The sequence below is a fragment of the Clostridium sp. genome (assembly GCF_050717515.1).
In the GTDB taxonomy this organism is placed as follows: Bacteria; Bacillota; Clostridia; order Clostridiales; family Clostridiaceae; genus Clostridium_AD.
Map to the genome: position 1 here is coordinate 76,219 of NZ_JBOITL010000030.1, position 16,810 is coordinate 93,028.

At 32.7% G+C, this 16,810-nt stretch carries 17 protein-coding genes; 10 read left to right on the plus strand and 7 right to left on the minus strand.

Features of this window, described 5'->3' with window-relative positions; all coding sequences use genetic code 11:
• The first annotated feature begins 43 nt into the window (after nucleotides 1-43).
• The gene (locus tag ACREV6_RS15240; RefSeq protein WP_431578893.1) at nucleotides 44-649 is read left to right on the plus strand and encodes an SH3 domain-containing protein; all 606 of its coding nucleotides are present in this window, start codon (nucleotides 44-46) and stop codon (nucleotides 647-649) included.
• 172 nt (nucleotides 650-821) lie between these two features.
• Here ACREV6_RS15240 and ACREV6_RS15245 read toward each other — a convergent pair whose 3' ends face one another.
• Nucleotides 822-1,859, minus strand: a complete 1,038-nt coding sequence (locus ACREV6_RS15245) for a sensor histidine kinase (RefSeq protein WP_431578894.1) — start codon at nucleotides 1,857-1,859, stop codon at nucleotides 822-824.
• On the minus strand, nucleotides 1,856-2,530 hold the full coding sequence (locus ACREV6_RS15250) for a response regulator transcription factor (RefSeq protein WP_431578895.1): 675 nt from the start codon (nucleotides 2,528-2,530) through the stop codon (nucleotides 1,856-1,858). Before ACREV6_RS15250 ends, ACREV6_RS15245 begins: the two co-directional genes overlap by 4 nt.
• A 145-nt stretch (nucleotides 2,531-2,675) precedes the next feature.
• Here ACREV6_RS15250 and ACREV6_RS15255 point away from each other — a divergent pair, with 145 nt between their 5' ends.
• The 5 genes from ACREV6_RS15255 (at nucleotide 2,676) to ACREV6_RS15275 (ending at nucleotide 7,762) form a co-directional block, all read left to right on the plus strand.
• Entirely contained in the window at nucleotides 2,676-3,965 is a 1,290-nt protein-coding gene (locus tag ACREV6_RS15255) for an ABC transporter ATP-binding protein/permease (protein ID WP_431578896.1), read from the plus strand.
• 71 nt (nucleotides 3,966-4,036) lie between these two features.
• On the plus strand, nucleotides 4,037-5,797 hold the full coding sequence (gene dnaK, locus ACREV6_RS15260; protein WP_431578897.1) for a molecular chaperone DnaK: 1,761 nt from the start codon (nucleotides 4,037-4,039) through the stop codon (nucleotides 5,795-5,797).
• 31 nt (nucleotides 5,798-5,828) lie between these two features.
• Nucleotides 5,829-6,656, plus strand: coding sequence for a DUF5685 family protein (locus ACREV6_RS15265; RefSeq protein WP_431578898.1), 828 nt, complete (start codon nucleotides 5,829-5,831; stop codon nucleotides 6,654-6,656).
• Nucleotides 6,656-7,321: a J domain-containing protein gene (locus ACREV6_RS15270; protein WP_431578899.1), complete on the plus strand. Its 666-nt coding sequence runs from the start codon at nucleotides 6,656-6,658 to the stop codon at nucleotides 7,319-7,321. Before ACREV6_RS15265 ends, ACREV6_RS15270 begins: the two co-directional genes overlap by 1 nt.
• A 30-nt stretch (nucleotides 7,322-7,351) precedes the next feature.
• Nucleotides 7,352-7,762, plus strand: coding sequence for a hypothetical protein (locus ACREV6_RS15275; protein ID WP_431578900.1), 411 nt, complete (start codon nucleotides 7,352-7,354; stop codon nucleotides 7,760-7,762).
• Nucleotides 7,763-7,768: 6 nt separating this feature from the next.
• Here the strand turns inward: ACREV6_RS15275 and ACREV6_RS15280 are convergent, their stop codons facing one another.
• Entirely contained in the window at nucleotides 7,769-7,945 is a 177-nt protein-coding gene (locus ACREV6_RS15280; protein ID WP_431578901.1) for a hypothetical protein, read from the minus strand.
• Nucleotides 7,946-8,278: 333 nt separating this feature from the next.
• Between ACREV6_RS15280 and ACREV6_RS15285 the strand changes: the two genes are divergently transcribed.
• Nucleotides 8,279-8,848: a flavodoxin family protein gene (locus ACREV6_RS15285; protein ID WP_431578902.1), complete on the plus strand. Its 570-nt coding sequence runs from the start codon at nucleotides 8,279-8,281 to the stop codon at nucleotides 8,846-8,848.
• A gap of 42 nt (nucleotides 8,849-8,890) precedes the next feature.
• Nucleotides 8,891-10,393 (plus strand): NAD(P)H-hydrate dehydratase, encoded by a 1,503-nt coding sequence (locus ACREV6_RS15290; RefSeq protein ID WP_431578903.1) that lies wholly within the window; start codon nucleotides 8,891-8,893, stop codon nucleotides 10,391-10,393.
• 55 nt (nucleotides 10,394-10,448) lie between these two features.
• Here ACREV6_RS15290 and ACREV6_RS15295 read toward each other — a convergent pair whose 3' ends face one another.
• Together ACREV6_RS15295 and ACREV6_RS15300 are read right to left on the minus strand one after the other, a co-directional pair.
• Entirely contained in the window at nucleotides 10,449-10,877 is a 429-nt protein-coding gene (locus tag ACREV6_RS15295; protein ID WP_431578941.1) for an Rrf2 family transcriptional regulator, read from the minus strand.
• Nucleotides 10,878-10,939: 62 nt separating this feature from the next.
• On the minus strand, nucleotides 10,940-11,566 hold the full coding sequence (locus tag ACREV6_RS15300) for a DsbA family protein (protein ID WP_431578904.1): 627 nt from the start codon (nucleotides 11,564-11,566) through the stop codon (nucleotides 10,940-10,942).
• Between the two features lie 337 nt (nucleotides 11,567-11,903).
• On the opposite strand from ACREV6_RS15300, the gene ACREV6_RS15305 reads away from it, so the two are divergent.
• On the plus strand, nucleotides 11,904-12,089 hold the full coding sequence (locus ACREV6_RS15305) for a hypothetical protein (RefSeq protein WP_431578905.1): 186 nt from the start codon (nucleotides 11,904-11,906) through the stop codon (nucleotides 12,087-12,089).
• Between the two features lie 817 nt (nucleotides 12,090-12,906).
• Here the strand turns inward: ACREV6_RS15305 and ACREV6_RS15310 are convergent.
• Nucleotides 12,907-13,539 carry a GNAT family N-acetyltransferase gene (locus ACREV6_RS15310; RefSeq protein ID WP_431578906.1) on the minus strand — a complete coding sequence of 211 codons (633 nt, stop codon included), beginning with the start codon at nucleotides 13,537-13,539 and terminating at the stop codon, nucleotides 12,907-12,909.
• 570 nt (nucleotides 13,540-14,109) lie between these two features.
• On the opposite strand from ACREV6_RS15310, the gene ACREV6_RS15315 reads away from it, so the two are divergent.
• Nucleotides 14,110-14,586 (plus strand): GNAT family N-acetyltransferase, encoded by a 477-nt coding sequence (locus ACREV6_RS15315; protein WP_431578907.1) that lies wholly within the window; start codon nucleotides 14,110-14,112, stop codon nucleotides 14,584-14,586.
• 291 nt (nucleotides 14,587-14,877) lie between these two features.
• Here ACREV6_RS15315 and ACREV6_RS15320 read toward each other — a convergent pair whose 3' ends face one another.
• Nucleotides 14,878-16,290 (minus strand): alanine/glycine:cation symporter family protein, encoded by a 1,413-nt coding sequence (locus ACREV6_RS15320; RefSeq protein WP_431578908.1) that lies wholly within the window; start codon nucleotides 16,288-16,290, stop codon nucleotides 14,878-14,880.
• Nucleotides 16,291-16,810 lie beyond the last annotated feature (520 nt).

The following is a 16,810-nucleotide window of genomic DNA, read 5'->3' on the forward strand; positions in this document are numbered from 1 at the left end:
TAAAAAAAATCTATATGATATTATGTTATAAGGGGGAATTAGATTGAAGAATATTAAGGGTTTAACACAATTTAAGCAAGGTTCATTAAAGACAAAGGTATTTATAGCTACTACTATTATGGGTATTGCATTGGTATCTGTAGGAGGTATTAGCAATGTAAATTATAAGAGTAGTACAAGTAGTGCGAATCAATATATACAAATATTGGGTAGTACATACGAAACACAGTATGGGGTAACAACAGCCAGTATTTTGAGTGTAAGAAGTGGAGCAGGAACAAACTATTCTATATTAGGAAATATAAAAAGTGGTACCAAAATTACTATAACCGCAAAAACAAATAATTTTTATAAAATAGCTTACGGTAGTAAAACGGGGTACATAAGTACTCAGTATGTAAAAATAACAGCTAAGCCAGTTGTTGTAGTTAAACCGCCAGTGGTAGTTCCCTACGAGACAAAATATGGGGTAACAACAGCAAGTGTTTTGAGTGTAAGAAGTGGAGCAGGAACAAACTATTCTATATTGGGAAGTATAAAAAGGGGGACTGAAATTAGTATAACTGGAAAGATAAATAATTTTTACAAGATAACTTACAATGCTAAAACAGGCTATATAAGTGCACAGTATGTAAAAATAAAATGCTAAAAAAAGCAAATATACTGGGGATTATCAGTTGAATCTTCTTGGTTATCTAAATATATTAATAATGTTGAAAAAGATACTGTCGCATTTTCTTCATAAAATATGAATTAGGGAAACCAAAATGGTTTCCTTTTAATAATGTCATTTTTTAGCATTGCTTACTTCTCCTTATTGACTATTGTTGAACTTTGGGTAGCTTTACGGTAAAGGTTGTACCTTGACTGATTTTACTTTCCACTGCGATTTCTCCCCTGTTAAGCTCTACAATTCGTTTAACGATTGAAAGGCCAAGCCCACTACCTGGTGATGTGTATGATTTATCGCCTTGATAAAATTTATCGAAAATATGCTTCAACGTATTATCATCCATGGAATTACCATCATTGCTTATTTTAAACTGAATATCATCAAGGGTTTCATGGCACGCCATTGTAATATTGCCGTTATCCTTGGAGTTCTTAATTGCATTTTCAATGAGATTTATCCAAAGATGAGAGAGCATCTCTGTATTACCATAAATTTTAGTAGGAGCCAAATTAAGGTTGATTGTTATATTCTTTGTGCTCCATTGGGTTTCAAGAAGTATGATGCAATTTCGAATTTGTTCATCCAGTTCATATTCTGTTTGAGTGGTAATAATTCGTTGGTTTTCAAATTTGGTAAGGATCAGAATATTTGCCGACATATTAGTTAGCCTTTGGGATTCGCTGATAATAATATCAGTGTATTCTTTTCGTTTGACTGTTGAAAGATTATCATTTTGAAGTTGCTTTGCGAATCCTCGAATTGAAACAATTGGGGTCTTGAATTCGTGAGAAAAATTATTAATAAAGTCATTGCGAAATAGTTCTATACTGCTTAGTTCTTCTGTCATATGATTAAAATTTCTAAGTAAATCCGCTATTTCGGATTGAGTGTTGATTTCTTCTACACGAACGCTAAAATCTCCTGTAGATACCACTTTGGTTGCCTTAATCAGTTGATTAAGTGGTTTCAATACTTTTTTACTTACTACAGCAGAAATTGAAGTTCCTATAACTATGCTAACAAACAATGCAATTAACTGAGAAATAATTGGTGCAAGTGCAGGAAAGGAGAAAATGCCAGTTGCATACAAAAATAAAAAGCATACCCATGTCAATAATCCTGCAGATATCATAATACAAAATACAAGAAACACCATTGTAATTTTTAGAGATTTTATTCTGTTCATGATTTTATAACCGCCTTGTACCCAAGTCCGCGAACTGTAACAATTTCAAAATCGGAATTACCTTTAAAGCGGTCACGCAAACGATTTATGTGAACATCTACCGTGCGTTCATCCGTGTCGGAGTTCATATCCCATATTTCATCCATCAAACAACGCCGGGTAAAAATTTTATTTTGATAGGCCAACAATTTGTATAACAGCATGAATTCTTTATTGGGTAATTCCGTAGCATTGCCATTTTGAGAAACAGTAAGTGCATCATAATTCAAAATAGTTTTTTCAACTGTCAATTGATGCTCATTAACGATTTTAGAGCGACGAAGAAGCGCTGTAATTCGCAGAATCATTTCCTCCTCGTCAATGGGCTTAACCATATAATCATCTGTTCCTACAATAAAACCTTCCTTTTTATCAGCAGGTGTTTCTTTTGCTGTTACCATTAATATTGGTAGATTATTGTTACAGCTACGCAAGGTTTCTGTTAATTCATATCCATTCATGCGTGGCATCATAATGTCGAGAATAATCAAATCCACATGATGATTATCCATTTTATCAAGTGCGTCTATGCCGTCACTAGCAAGAATAACTTCATAACCGTTTTGAAGCAACACCTCTTCCATTAGTTTTCTTGTGTTTTTGTCATCTTCTACAACCATGATGTGAAACATTTGAAAGCCCCCTCTTATCCTTATATTATGATAGTTTATCAATTTATTGTAAATAGATTTTTTAAAGTTTAGTTTCAGTTTACATTCGGTTAATATTAGTAAGATATAATATAAACATAATATAGAAGAAAGGAGTCTCAGTCAAATGCTGATTCTTAAAAATATTGTAAAAGAATACACAGCAGGAGTTGCGACAATAAAAGTCTTAAAAGATATTAATATTGATTTCAGAGATAATGAATTGGTATCTATCCTGGGGCCACTAGATTGTGGTAAAGTAACCATGTTGAACATTATTGGAGGACTTGACAGATATACAAGTGGTAATTTATCTATAAATGGAAAATCAACAAATGAATTTTCAGATAGAGATTGGGACGCCTATCGCAATAATTCTGTTGGTCTTGTGCTTCCAAGCTATAACTTGATTCCACATGAGACTGTACTTGCAAATGTTGAACTTTCTATGAAACTTTCTGGCGTATCAAAATTTGAGCGCCCTGCGCGAGCAATTGCAGTTATTCAAAAAGTTGGCCTTTGTGATGAGCTAAATAAAAAGCCAAATCAAATGTCTCGAGGTGAGATGCAGCGTGCCAGCATTGCAAGAGCATTGGTAAACAATCCGGATATTTTGCTTGTAGATGAACCAACAGGTGCACTTGATTCAGAAACAAGTGTAAAAATTATGGAACTTTTAAAAGAAATTTCTAAGGAAAAATTGGTTATCCTGGTTACAAATAATTTGGAGCTTGCAGAAAAGTATTCTACAAGAATTATAAAACTATTCCATGGTAATGTAATTGATGATTCTAATCCCTATCATGTGGTTGTAGAAAAGCCCTCCAAACAGAAAAATGGGAAAAAGGAAAAAGGTGAAAAATCTTCTATGAGTTTATTAACCGCTTTGTCCCTCAGTGTTAACAGTTTGATGACAAAAAAAGAAAAAACCTTCATCACTTCATTTATTGGAAGTATTGGTATCCTGGGAATTGCAATTATACTGGTACTTTCAAGTGGTGCTGAGCCATACATTATAAAAATCAGGTGTAAACTGATTGCATTTGCATTAATTTCACTTGTGGTATCCCTCATTATGATTAGTGCAAGCACATATATTTCTGTTTTTGAGAGAACTAAGGAAATAGGTATACTACGTAGTATTGGTGCATCCAAGAAAGATATTTTTCTTGTTTTTATTGCCCAAACACTTATTGTTGGGCTTGCTTCAGACGTAATAGGCATTACCTTGCTTTTATCAATTTCCATGAATGGGAGTATAAAAAAAATTATAGGTGCTTGTGGTATTTTCAAACAGCCAGTGCTGGGAAGTATGGTGCTTGTTATTAGCAGTATGGTAGTTTACTTTGTGGCGGGACTTATTCCTTCCATAATTGCAGGGAAGAAGGCTGATTTTGTTGCATTGAAAAATAGATAATAAATATAAAAATTACCAACAAACTAGATAATCCGAAATGGAACATTTTTCAATATAAAGGAGATAATATTATGTCTAAAGTAATAGGTATTGATTTAGGTACAACAAATTCTTGTGTGTCTGTAATGGAAGGCGGTGAGGCTGTCATAATTCATAATGCAGAGGGTGGCCGTACAACTCCGTCCATAGTTGCCTTTTCTAAAACAGGTGAACGTTTGATAGGTGAGCCTGCAAAGCATCAGATAGTTACTAACCACGCGCGCACAATAAGCTCCATCAAGCGTGAAATGGGCAGCGACTACAGAGTGAATATTGATGGTAAGAAATATTCACCACAAGAACTTTCTGCAATGATTTTACAAAAACTGAAAACTGATGCAGAAAGTTATCTGGGCGAAATTGTAAATGATGCTGTGATTACCGTACCGGCATACTTCACAGATGCACAAAGACAGGCAACCAAAGATGCAGGTGAAATTGCTGGCTTAAATGTACAACGAATTATTAATGAGCCAACCGCGGCTGCAGTTGCTTATGGTGTAGATAAAGAAACACCACAGAAAGTGATTGTGTATGATTTAGGAGGAGGAACATTTGATGTGTCCATTCTTGACATCGACAATGGAGTTATTGAAGTGCTTGCTACTGCAGGAAATAATCGTCTAGGCGGTGATGATTTTGATAGTTGTGTGGTTGATTATCTTGTGGGCGAATTCAAGAAGGAAAATCATTTTGATCTTACCAAAGATTCCACTGCAATGCAGCGTGTAAAAGAAGCTGCAGAAATAGCAAAAGTTGAATTAAGTGGTGGGATATCAACTGTGGTTAATCTTCCCTTCATTACTTCAATTAAGTCGAGTCCAGTACATATGAATATTACATTGTCAAGGGCAAAATTTGATGAACTTACAGCACATCTGGTGGATGCCACAATGGAGCCTATGCACCAGGCAATGCGTGATTCTGGTCTCAATATCTCAGATATCAGCAAGATTTTACTTGTGGGAGGATCCAGTCGTATTCCTGCGGTACAGGAGGCTGTGAAAAAGTTCATAGGAAAAGACCCCTTTAAAGGTATTAATCCCGATGAATGTGTTGCAATGGGTGCTGCACTTCAGGCTGGGGTACTTGTAGGTGTTGTGAAAGGCTTGTTGCTTTTGGATGTAACACCGCTTTCACTAGGCATCGAAACTATGGGAGGCGTTTTTTCGAAAATTATTGAACGTAACACAACGCTTCCAATAAAAAAGAGCCAAATTTTCACCACAGCCCGCAGTTTTCAAACATCCGTGGAAATTCATGTTTTGCAGGGCGAACGCGAAATGGCGTCTCACAATAAAACATTAGCTAAATTTAAACTAAGCGGTATTCGACGTGCACCAAGAGGCGTTCCACAGATTGAGGTAACATTCAATATTGATTCAAATGGCATTGTCAATGTATCTGCAAAGGACCTGGGAACTGGCAAAGAACAAAATATTAATATTACTGCTTCCTCAAACTTAAGTCCATCGGAAATTGATCAAGCTATTCGTGATGCAAAGCAGTTCGCTGCCGAGGATGCAAAAAATAAAGAAGAGGCCACCATAAAGGATCAGGGGGAACAGTTGATTTATCAGGCCTCGAAAGTTATGAAAAAGCTCCATAAAAATGACAGTGCAGTACTGAAAGAAGCTGTTAAATGCACCCAAAAATCATTAAAGAGCAAAGATAACGCCCAAATGGTCAAGGCTTGCAATGAGTTATCTAAAGTGTTAGAAACCATGCAGCAGAAAGTTCCACATGAGGATAGTTCAGATACTACAATTAATAATGACGAGAATGAAAAGTAACAGTTGCAGGTGAAGAATATAAATAAGGCAGGTGAATAGTATATTTGGCTATGTAGTGGTGAATACAGATAAGTTAACCCTGGAGGAAAAACAACAATATAGATCATGTTATTGCGGTTTATGTAAGACATTAGGAAAGCGACACGGAATAATAAGCCGTTTCACACTTACTTATGATATGACTTTTCTTGTTTTATTTCTTTCTGCACTTTATAAAATTGAGGTGGCAATACAAACTGAGCGATGCATCATTCACCCTTTGAAGCCACATGAATATTGGCAGAATGAAATCACAAATTATGCCGCTGACATGAATGTTATACTGGCCTATTACAATTTTCTTGACGATTGGACAGATGATAAAAATATACTATCACTCAGCGCGTCAAAACTGTTTGAAGGGGAATATAAGCGCATTGCAGCACAATATCCAAATCAGTGTACTGCAATTAGCAAGTGTCTTACTGAACTTTATGAAATCGAAAAATCAGGAGAATTGAATCCAGATATTCCTGCAAATTGCTTTGGGAAACTAATGGGCGAAATTTTCGTTTTAAGGGAAGATGAATATGCGGAAAAGTTACGAGCATTTGGAACATCGCTAGGCAAGTTCATTTATATAATGGATGCTTGCATGGATTTAAAGTCTGATATAAAAAATGAGCGATATAATCCGCTACTTATGTCATCATCTGAAAATTTCCATGATATTTTAAATCTGCTTATGGCTGACTGCAGCGAAAATTATAAACAACTGCCAATTAATAAGGACAAAGAACTGATTGAAAATATACTTTATTCAGGAGTTTGGACAAAGTATGAAGCAGAAAAAAAGAAGCAAAAGGAGGGGCACAAATAATGATATCCGATCCTTACGAAGCACTTGGTGTTTCTTCTACAGATTCCATAGAAGAAATTACTAAAGCTTATCGAAAACTAGCGAAAAAATACCATCCAGACTTGAATCAAGGTGACGCTTCCTCCACAAAAAAAATGAGCGAAATTAACGCTGCTTACCAGCAGATAAAAAGCGGTAAAACTACTTCTAGTAGCAGTGGCGGAAGTTACAGTGACCAAAGTTCCTATGGCAAAACGAACAATTCTTATAGTGAAGATGATCCCTTTGGAGGCTTTAACCCTTTTGAAGGCTTTGGTTCTTTCGGTGGCGGTCAGAGGCAAAGAGCTGAATATTCCCAGTTTGATCCGGTTAACAGCTATTTAAATGCAGGATATTATAATGAAGCACTCAATGTGCTGGAAAGTATCACAAGTAGAAGTGCAGAGTGGTACTATTACAGTGCAATTGCAAATTCTGGTGTGGGTAACAAAATCACATCACTAAATCACGCAAAAACAGCAGTGCAAATGGAACCGAATAATTTTGAATATCAAAGAATATTAAGTCAAATACAAAGTGGCAGTCGTGTGTATCAGCAGCAAAGCCAAAACTTTGGCATGCCCATAATCGGTTTAAACAAACTATGTTTAGGTTTTTGTTTTGCAAAAATGTTCTGTGGTTGCTAAGGACTACCCTATTAACGAGGAGTGATTAAAATGGGAAATTTAAAAAATAAGTTAACACAGTTTATGTATGGCAGATATGGTACAGATCAACTTTATATTGCTTTGATTGGGACATATTTTATTTTAATAGTTGCTAATGCTTTTATCAGTTCTACTATTATCGACGGTTTGATGTATGCTATGTTAATTTGGATTATTTTCAGAACATTATCCCGAAATATTTACAAAAGACGCATGGAAAATGAAAAGTTTATGAAAATTTGGAAGCCTGTTCGCGCAAAAGGTTCTTTGACTATTCGCAGAATTAAAGAAATTAAAACACATCGTTTTCGTAAATGTCCACATTGCAAGAAGGTGCTTCGTTTGCCACGAATGAAGGGAAAACATACAGTTAAATGTCCTTGTTGCAATAAAGAATTTGAACTGCGAATTCTAGGCTAAGTAATTTTATACATCCCTTGGAGAATATGAATTTTGTTTTTTTTGATAAAAGAGCATATTAACTTTCATTTTGGCAGCTAATAACTGTAGTATTGCAATATCAACAAACTCAGGAGCGGCATATTCAAAATTCTGTTCGGCTTGCTTTAATTCCTTAATAGCTTGATTAATTCCAGTATCCATAGTATATATCTCCCTATATTGATTGTTTTGGACTATTTATTTGCTGCTAAATATGTTCAATGGATTTAATTTATACTTTCAGAATTTTATGCTCTTTTAATGGTTTTTTAAGCGTTATTATACTTTCATTGTACAAACAGTTATATTTTATATAATATGTAAGAATTGTAAGCCTTAGACCAATGTATGAAGATGAAAAAAAAATTATTATGAGTATCCATATAGTTAATTTTGTCTTAATAAAAAAATTGTAAAGTTATCTTTAAAATCATTTACAAATAAGTAAATTAAAGTTACAATGTGTAGAAATTAGTTAAAATAGGAGGGGTAAATTTGAAGACGGCTATTGTTTTTCATAGCGTGTGTGGGAATACTTATTTGGTAGCAAAGGCTTTTTATGAAAGTTTTTTAAAAAACGGAAAAGAAGTAGAGATTTATCGCGTATGGGATGAGAATTTAGAAGAATTATCAAAGCAATTTCCAGTAGCAGAGGAATATTTAGAGGAGATAATGAATATACCCATTGCAAAATGGGAGAATATATTAGATAAAGAGCAAATTATTTTAGGATGTCCTACTTATTATGGGAATGTTTCTGCAGAAATGAAAGCGTATATGGATTCTGCATCAGAATTTTGGTCAGAAGGAAAACTAATAGGTAAAAGATTAACCGTATTTACATCCGCAGGTAGCCCAGAAGGCGGAGGACATTTGTGTCTACAAGCCTTGAATACTTTTGGACAGCATATGGGCATGATTTTGCAATCAATTCCACCTAACCTAGTACCTAATGAAAATATCCCTGCATATGGAATGATTCATTATTCAGGAGCGCTAGGAGATCAAAGACCCGGTGAAAAATTATTATCTGCAGTAGATAAGTATGTAGAGAAATATTTGTAAAGAAAAATGCAATTTCTTTTGCAGTTTTGGAGGGGAATGAAAATGAATATCGCAACTTCGCAGATAATGAGAAGTATTGATCACTATTGTATAGATGTTTTAGGGATTCCAGGCATTGTACTAATGGAAAATGCAGCACTAAAGGTAATGAAAAATATACCTGAAAATAATAAAAAATTCGTAGTTGTTTGCTCCAGTGGGAATAACGGTGGAGATGGTTTTACTGTCGCAAGGCATCTTTTGAATAGAGGAAATCATGTGGAGATATTTTCTCTTGGCTCAGAGGAAAATATGAGCGCAGATACCTTGATTAATCTTAATATTATAAGGAATATGGGTGCGAAAATAATAAAAGTAAATAACAATGAGGACCTAGGTATTTTAAGAGAAAGCATAATTCGTTGTGAGATTACTATTGATGCAATTTTTGGAACAGGAATTTCTAGAAAAATTGAAGGTATTTATTCTTTAGCAATTACAATTATGAATGAGAGTAGCAAGTATATTTTATCAATTGATGTCCCATCAGGATTTGAGTGCAATAGTGGAAAAGTCATGGGAAATTGTATTAAAAGTAATAAAACAGTTACCTTTGAACTTTATAAAAAGGGCTTTCTTGGATATGGCACGGAGTCTCTTACTGGAGAAATTGTTATTGAGAGTATTGGTATACCAAGAAGTGTAGTAGAGAAATTTCATGAAAATGAATATATAATGGATGTAGACTTTATTAAAAAGTTAATTGTGAAAAGAAATAAGTATTCACATAAAGGTGATTATGGAAGAACCCTTATTTTGGCAGGATCACTAGGGTTTACAGGTGCTGCGTATGTTTCAACGCAGGCTGCTGTTCGAAGTGGAGCTGGGCTTGTTACACTATGCTGCGATAGCTCAATTCAAAACATACTAAGTGGAAAATTAGTTGAAGCTATGATTGCCTCAACTGATGATGAAAAAAGATTAGATTCCTTAATAACTAAGAGTAATTGTATTGCAATTGGTCCAGGACTAGGAAATAATCAGGGGACCTTAAAGTTACTTAGAAAAATTTTATTAAATTCTAAATGTCCTGTTGTAATTGACGCAGATGCTTTAAATGTGCTTGAGGGAAACCTTGAAATGCTTAAAAATAGGAGTTGTCCTATAGTTCTTACACCTCATATGGGGGAAATGGCAAGAATATCGGGTTTTTCGATAGATGAAATAAATGAAAACAAAATAGATATAGCAAAAGATTTTGCAAAAAAATACGATGTTGTTTTGTTACTTAAAGGATTTAATACAATAATTACAGATGGTAAAACCCTGCAAATTAATCCTACTGGGAGCAGCGCAATGGCATCAGGGGGGATGGGAGATTGCTTAACGGGTATTATAGCTTCTTTTATCTCTCAAGGTTATGACATCTTCAATGCAGCATGTGCTGGGGCATATGTTCACGGTTACTGCGGGGATAAACTGTCAAAGAAAATGTTTTGTGTAAATGCAAATCATATTTTAGAGGCACTTCCTTCTACAATAAAAGAAATTCAAGATTTAGAATAAAAACTAAAAAATCTCAACTTTAAAAGTTTATTTTAAAGTTGAGATTTTTACCGTCTTATTGAATCTTCTTATTGATGTCGCCAATGACATCAAGCATAGTAACCTTTCTTAGAGCGTTTTCCATTGCTTCTTGTGCACTAAACAAAGTGACTTCAATAACAGATTGAATGTTTGCACCTATTGGACAATTTGGATTTGGATTTGGATGAATTTGAAACAAACCACCATCGTCAACTACGTCTACCGCTTTGTATACTTCTAATAAACTTATATCTTCAATATGTTTAGTGAGATAGGAACCGCCAGTTCCACGTTTCATATCAACAAGGCCTGCATTCTTAAGCATTCCAAGTATTCTTCTAATTACCACTGCGTTGGTATTCACACTTCCTGCAATCATATCTGAGGTAGGCAATGGATTTGCGTAAATGGATAGAATAGATAATATATGGACTGCTACTGGGAATCGACTACTTATTTTCATGACCAAAACCCCTTTTTATCTATTTACTGCTTATGAATCCTAATTTTCTACCACATAGACACTTATTCTTCCAATAGAATTTTATCAAGTCCCTTAAAATTGCTATAGCCTTGTGCTATGATTGTTTGTTTATTATCTTTTTCAAGAATAATCGTTGGAAAACTCTGTACTCCTAATTTTTCTCCTTTTTTAAAGCAATCAAAAGTTTCTTCTATTAATTCCTGTGAAAGAAATTTTTTCTCGAAGTCTTCTTTAGAAACACCAAAACTTTCGGCAATTTTACTATAGATAGAAATATCATTCATGTCTTCTCCGTTTACAAAGAAGGCCTCCTGTATTTTTTTTGCAAAATCAAAGGACATGTCTTTATTTAATTTTTGAAAGAGAACCACTGCTTTTGCACCTGGAAAGCTATCAAGAATTCTATCACTGCTTCCTAATACATTTTTATTGAAGCCTTCGCCAAAGTGTATACCAGTTAAGACCTCTACTCTAACATTGCTAGTTTTTATAAATTCACCTAGACGAGTGTCCATGGTTTTAACTTCATCACCTATCCACATACCTCCAGGTATGATTTCAAAGTCATATTTATCTTTGTGATTTTTGTGGATTCTAGTAATAACATCGCTAAAACCATAGCACCATCCACACATTGTATCCATAACGTAATATATTTTATTTTTCATTTTTTTTATACCTCCTAAAATATTAGTATCCAATAGTAAATCTCATTCTGAAGTCGTTAATATTGCAACACCGCAGGTGATGATTTAATCATTAAGTTATATTAATTGATGTAACTGACTTGATTACGACTACCGTTGTACTCATTATAGTTACAACGAGAAATTTTGTCAACAGTTTTTCAAAAAAAATTTAAAACACCCTAGTAGGATAATTTACAAGAAAATTAGAATATAAAGCATAAAAATCAAAAACAGCAATAGTTGTATAGGTATGTGAATATTTGCAATTAATCTTAAAATTTCTTATAATTAAACTAAACAGTAAGGTAACTGTGACTTGGGAAAAATAGTAAACGATATAAAGGTTAAAAATGGAATAAGAGTAGTGTCTGATAATGCGAATATGATTATTACTTTAGATAAAAATTCATCTTACTATGCAGATATGGTAGAGAAGTACTTAGGTATTAGAATTATGGACTACCAGGAGATGGTGCGGCTGGAGGACTTTTTGCATTTTTGAATGCAAAATTATAGCTGGCGGTAATTATGTTTATATGGGTATGTATTAATAAAAACAATTTTATAGTATAAGTCTTAAAGTGATTTGAGGTGAAGTTATGACAAATAAAGAAAAAAAACGCATAAAAAATTCAAGGACATTTTCTGATCTTTTATTGGTAATATTTTTGGGTTTTCTACTAGTTGGAAATATTCTTTGGGTTATTTTAAAATAAATTAATGAATATAAAAAAAATGGTTTATATCTATTAGGGGGGATAGTATGAAAAAAAAACATATATGGTTCATGTATTTTATAAGTATATTTATTTATGCTATGGCAACATATTCAACTATTGAATCTTTTTCCGATATACATTCATTTTTCACTAAGCTCCAATTCTATCAAAAAATGAATATGGGTTACCCAATACAGTATATTCATATATATTTAACTGTTTTTTTTATTATATTTATAACTATTCCGTTAATCCATAAATTTTTCAACTTTTCAAATAAGTATATTAGAATACTGTTTTCCATATTTGGAGCTATTATGCTTGGATATTCAGTGTTTAAATATTATCAATTTGGAGCTTTCCAAACATTATTAACTATCACTTTTGTAATACTAATTATATTTCAGTACATGTTACACCAATATTCTAAGAAATGAGGTATAGTTTTAATATAAGTGATGTTACAACGCCAATTATAGCAAAGGGTTAATCTATCTGGTGTAATTTGATGTAGCTTAGCATTATACCAAAAGCTTATGATTTGTGACATTTAAAAATATGTAACTACAATATTAAAGAATAAGCTCATTTTGAATGAGCTTATTCTAGTTTGAAAAATAAATCAGTTTTTTCACCTATTTTATTGAACCCGATTTTTTGATACATTTCTTTTGCAGTATCATCTTCATCGGTAACCAGATAAACAGTATGGCAATTTTCTTTTATTGCCACATCAATTAGGGTTTTCAGAATGGTTGTTCCGTATCCCTTGCGCTGATATATGGGAATAACTGCAAAATCTTCGATTTTCGCAATACCCTTATACATAAACAAATCGCAAGAGCCGATTATAGTTCCATTATGATAACAAACATAAGAATTGACCCCTTTGTCAGAAACATATACTTTGCCACGTCTGTAACATCTCCTTGTGCAAAAATCTTTTCCAAGCTTTGCCTCATCATGTTGCAAATCACAAAAAAAAATATCATCTACCATTTCTTGATTGTTGACCTTCTTTACTATGCAATCAGATAGAGCATTTAGTCTTGAAAAATGAGAAATATCAAAAGAATAATATCCGTTTGTTGATATTTCAGGCTTGTATTTAAGCATAGACAACAGAGAACTGTTGACAACAGAATTTAAAAGAATATTACAAAAATTATTTTTTTCGGATAACCGTAAGGAAATTTCATCTTCTATAATATGTTTCAACTCAATCTCACTCATTGTTTTTTTTATATATGTATAATTATGATAATACATATCATTCAATTGATTATCACAAAATTTAATTATATTTTCATTTTCACAAAACGCTGAAAAGCATTTTGTGTATTCAAGTTCGCATTCTATAATTTCCCCATCGATTAATATAATATATCCCCCCGTTTTTCCTTAATTATTTTGAAATATCATCTTTTTATTCAATTAATAACCGCACCAAGGATTTACTCCGCTATGTTCTATGTATTTATTGGTTACATTTGAAGTATATTACATATGGCGAAGTTATTCAACATATTTTTACATTTTCATAATCGCATTCCACTAGGGATAATCAAAGATTTAAACTGATACCGGTTAGAACAGATTGGTCAGATGCAACGGATATAACTTCAGTTATATTCTTTCATCAATGGAAACAAGAACATCAGTTAAAGTACCCTTATAAATTGTTTGTAAAATAACCCCAAGGAATGAAATATTGTGATAGTTTAAATATAAAGCAAATAATGGTATAATATTCCTAAGAGTTACGTCAGATTGTTAGAATATTACGAGAGAAGGGGTTTTAGCATGAGTAACATTACTATAGCAGAGGATTTACTTTCACAAGTAAAGTTGCCAAAAGACATTTTGATTAGACAATTTGTTGAAAAAGATTTTCCGGCAGTTCAAAGATTATATGAAAAAGAAGGCTGGATGACCTTTATAGAAAGGGCAGATGAGGGGTTAAAAGCATGGAAAAACTCAACTATTACTCTAGTTGCTGTTGAGAAAGAGTTAGTTGTTGGACTAGTTCGTGCATTGACAGATGGGAAAATCACAACTTATATTGCAGAAATTATAGTTGATAGTAATTATAGAAGAAAAGACATAGGAAAGGCATTGCTTGATGTATGTCATAATTTATATCCTCGTACAAGGTTAGATTTACTTTCAACCGAGGGTGCAGATGAATTTTATGAAAGAAACAAATTTAGGAAGACTACAGGTTTTAGAAAGAGTTATTACTTAAATAACCAAGTACATAATGTTACTATGCTGATATAAAGATTAGGATATCTCTGTTTTTTTGTATTTGTGATAATTTATGGTAATATTAAGATGGAATAGTTAGATATTGTACCGTAAAAGAGATTTACGGGGGGAGAATGTTTTATGAAAAAAAATACTGCCAAGTACTTATATCTTATTTTAGGAATAGTATTTGCAATTACATCGATAATATATTTTAGTAATGATAAAAAATCATTTGGGATTTGTTATATAAGTTAGTTAAAGAAGCACAGAAAAAAATCAGCTAATCCATTAGGGGATTAGCTGATTTTCTTTAGTTGAAGTTTATTCTTCGTCCCAACATTCTACATTTTTTAATCCTTCAATAGAATTCTTTGTGAATACAGGATTCTTTCCTTGTTTTTTCTGAGAGGTATAGTCTTTTAATGCTGCAAAAGCAATTTTACCAAGCTTAAATATAGCGATTAAATTAATTATTGCCATAAGGCCCATGAATAAATCTGCTAAATCCCAAACTATTTGAATCTTTGCTATAGAACCAATAAAAACCATACCTACAACAGCAATTCTATATAGTAAAACATATATTTTATTTGAATTTATAAATTCTATATTTGTTTCACCATAATAGTAATTTCCAACGATTGAACTAAATGCGAATAGGAATATACATATAGCAATAAAGACATTTCCCCAAGCACCAACTTGTGAGCTTAAAGCATTTTGTGTAAGTTGTATTCCGGTTAATCCTTGAGTCTTATAAGCTCCAGATAATAATATTATAAATGCAGTTGCACTACATATTAAAATTGTATCTGTAAATACTCCTAAAGTTTGAATAAGTCCTTGTTTTACTGGGTGGCTTACTTCTGCTGTTGCTGCAGCATTGGGAGCACTTCCCATTCCAGCTTCATTTGAGAAAAGGCCTCTCTTAATTCCCATCATCATTGCAGCACCTATACCACCACCAAAAGCTTGTTCAAAACCAAAAGCATTTTTAAATATAAGTGAGAACACTAAAGGTATAGAAGAAATATTTTTAACAATAACAAACATTGCTACTAATAGGTAAGTAACCGCCATTATAGGCACAATGATTTCTGAAAACTTAGCTATACTTTTAACTCCACCAAAAATTATAATTGCAGTAGATATTGATAAAATTAAACCAGTAATAAGGGTATTAACTCCAAAAGCTTCTTGAAAAGCAAGTGATATAGTGTTTGATTGAACAGAATTAAATACAAGACCAAAACATACAGTAATTAATATAGAAAAAATAATTCCCATCCATCTTTTATTAAGAGCTTTCTCCATATAGTATGCAGGGCCACCTCTATATCCGTCTTTATCTTTAACTTTATAAATTTGCGCTAGAGTGCTTTCAACAAAACTAGAAGCGCCGCCGATTAAAGCAATTACCCACATCCAAAATATTGCACCGGGACCGCCAAGAGCGATAGCAATAGCAACTCCAGCAAGATTTCCAGTTCCAACTCTAGAAGCAGTACTCATACAAAATGCTTGAAATGAAGATACCCCTTTCTTTTTATCAGATTTAGAAACGGACTTTGAAACTCCCTCAGTTAAAAGAGAAATCATTTCTTTTAAATATCTAAATTGAACAAATTTTGTTTTAAAAGAAAAATACAATCCCATAAAAATAAGTAGTGCAATAAGTACATAAGACCATAGAATGTCATTTGTTTTTCCTATAATTGCTTGTAAAAAATTCATTTTTCTATCTCCTCTTCTTTTGTGAATTTAATGTTTTATAAGTATTTATGAATGAATTGTAAAGAATTTTGAAATGCTATTAGTGGTTAAATTCAAAACTATTGTACCATATAAAAATTGAAAAACCTAAAATGAGAATATTGCAAAAATTAAATTATTAAAATTTGTAATAGCTAATGTGGCTTGAAATAAGCCGTGCACAATAAATATTCTTGAAAAAGTTTTGAATAATTTTTTCTTATTATTAAAAATATGAATATACTATTTATAAAAAAATCAAATTAGGTTATTTGCTACAGACATCCCACTAGGGCAGTTGCTACTTGGGAAAAACAGTAAATTATTTAGTTGCAGTTTATAGCCTGGTAAAGTGAATAATTAATTTCAGAGGGGATAATATAAGTAACTATTTTCTAATTAATTTCAAGTAAATAAAAAAGTAATATTTGAATAGATGCAGAATAATATGTATTGAGGCGTAACTACTTTTTAAAATGGCTATTTTGTGTGGAGGATTCTG

Excerpts from the sequence above, each read along its gene's own strand:
- ACREV6_RS15250 (WP_431578895.1), bottom strand. The coding sequence starts at position 2,530 with ATGTTTCACATCATGGTTGTAGAAGATGACAAAAACACAAGAAAACTA.
- ACREV6_RS15270 (WP_431578899.1), top strand. The coding sequence starts at position 6,656 with ATGATATCCGATCCTTACGAAGCACTTGGTGTTTCTTCTACAGATTCC.
- ACREV6_RS15295 (WP_431578941.1), bottom strand. The coding sequence starts at position 10,877 with ATGAAAATAAGTAGTCGATTCCCAGTAGCAGTCCATATATTATCTATT.
- ACREV6_RS15310 (WP_431578906.1), bottom strand. The coding sequence starts at position 13,539 with ATGAGTGAGATTGAGTTGAAACATATTATAGAAGATGAAATTTCCTTA.
- ACREV6_RS15300 (WP_431578904.1), bottom strand. The coding sequence starts at position 11,566 with ATGAAAAATAAAATATATTACGTTATGGATACAATGTGTGGATGGTGC.
- ACREV6_RS15320 (WP_431578908.1), bottom strand. The coding sequence starts at position 16,290 with ATGAATTTTTTACAAGCAATTATAGGAAAAACAAATGACATTCTATGG.
- ACREV6_RS15255 (WP_431578896.1), top strand. The coding sequence starts at position 2,676 with ATGCTGATTCTTAAAAATATTGTAAAAGAATACACAGCAGGAGTTGCG.
- ACREV6_RS15290 (WP_431578903.1), top strand. The coding sequence starts at position 8,891 with ATGAATATCGCAACTTCGCAGATAATGAGAAGTATTGATCACTATTGT.
- ACREV6_RS15280 (WP_431578901.1), bottom strand. The coding sequence starts at position 7,945 with ATGGATACTGGAATTAATCAAGCTATTAAGGAATTAAAGCAAGCCGAA.
- ACREV6_RS15245 (WP_431578894.1), bottom strand. The coding sequence starts at position 1,859 with ATGAACAGAATAAAATCTCTAAAAATTACAATGGTGTTTCTTGTATTT.
- dnaK (WP_431578897.1), top strand. The coding sequence starts at position 4,037 with ATGTCTAAAGTAATAGGTATTGATTTAGGTACAACAAATTCTTGTGTG.
- ACREV6_RS15275 (WP_431578900.1), top strand. The coding sequence starts at position 7,352 with ATGGGAAATTTAAAAAATAAGTTAACACAGTTTATGTATGGCAGATAT.
- ACREV6_RS15315 (WP_431578907.1), top strand. The coding sequence starts at position 14,110 with ATGAGTAACATTACTATAGCAGAGGATTTACTTTCACAAGTAAAGTTG.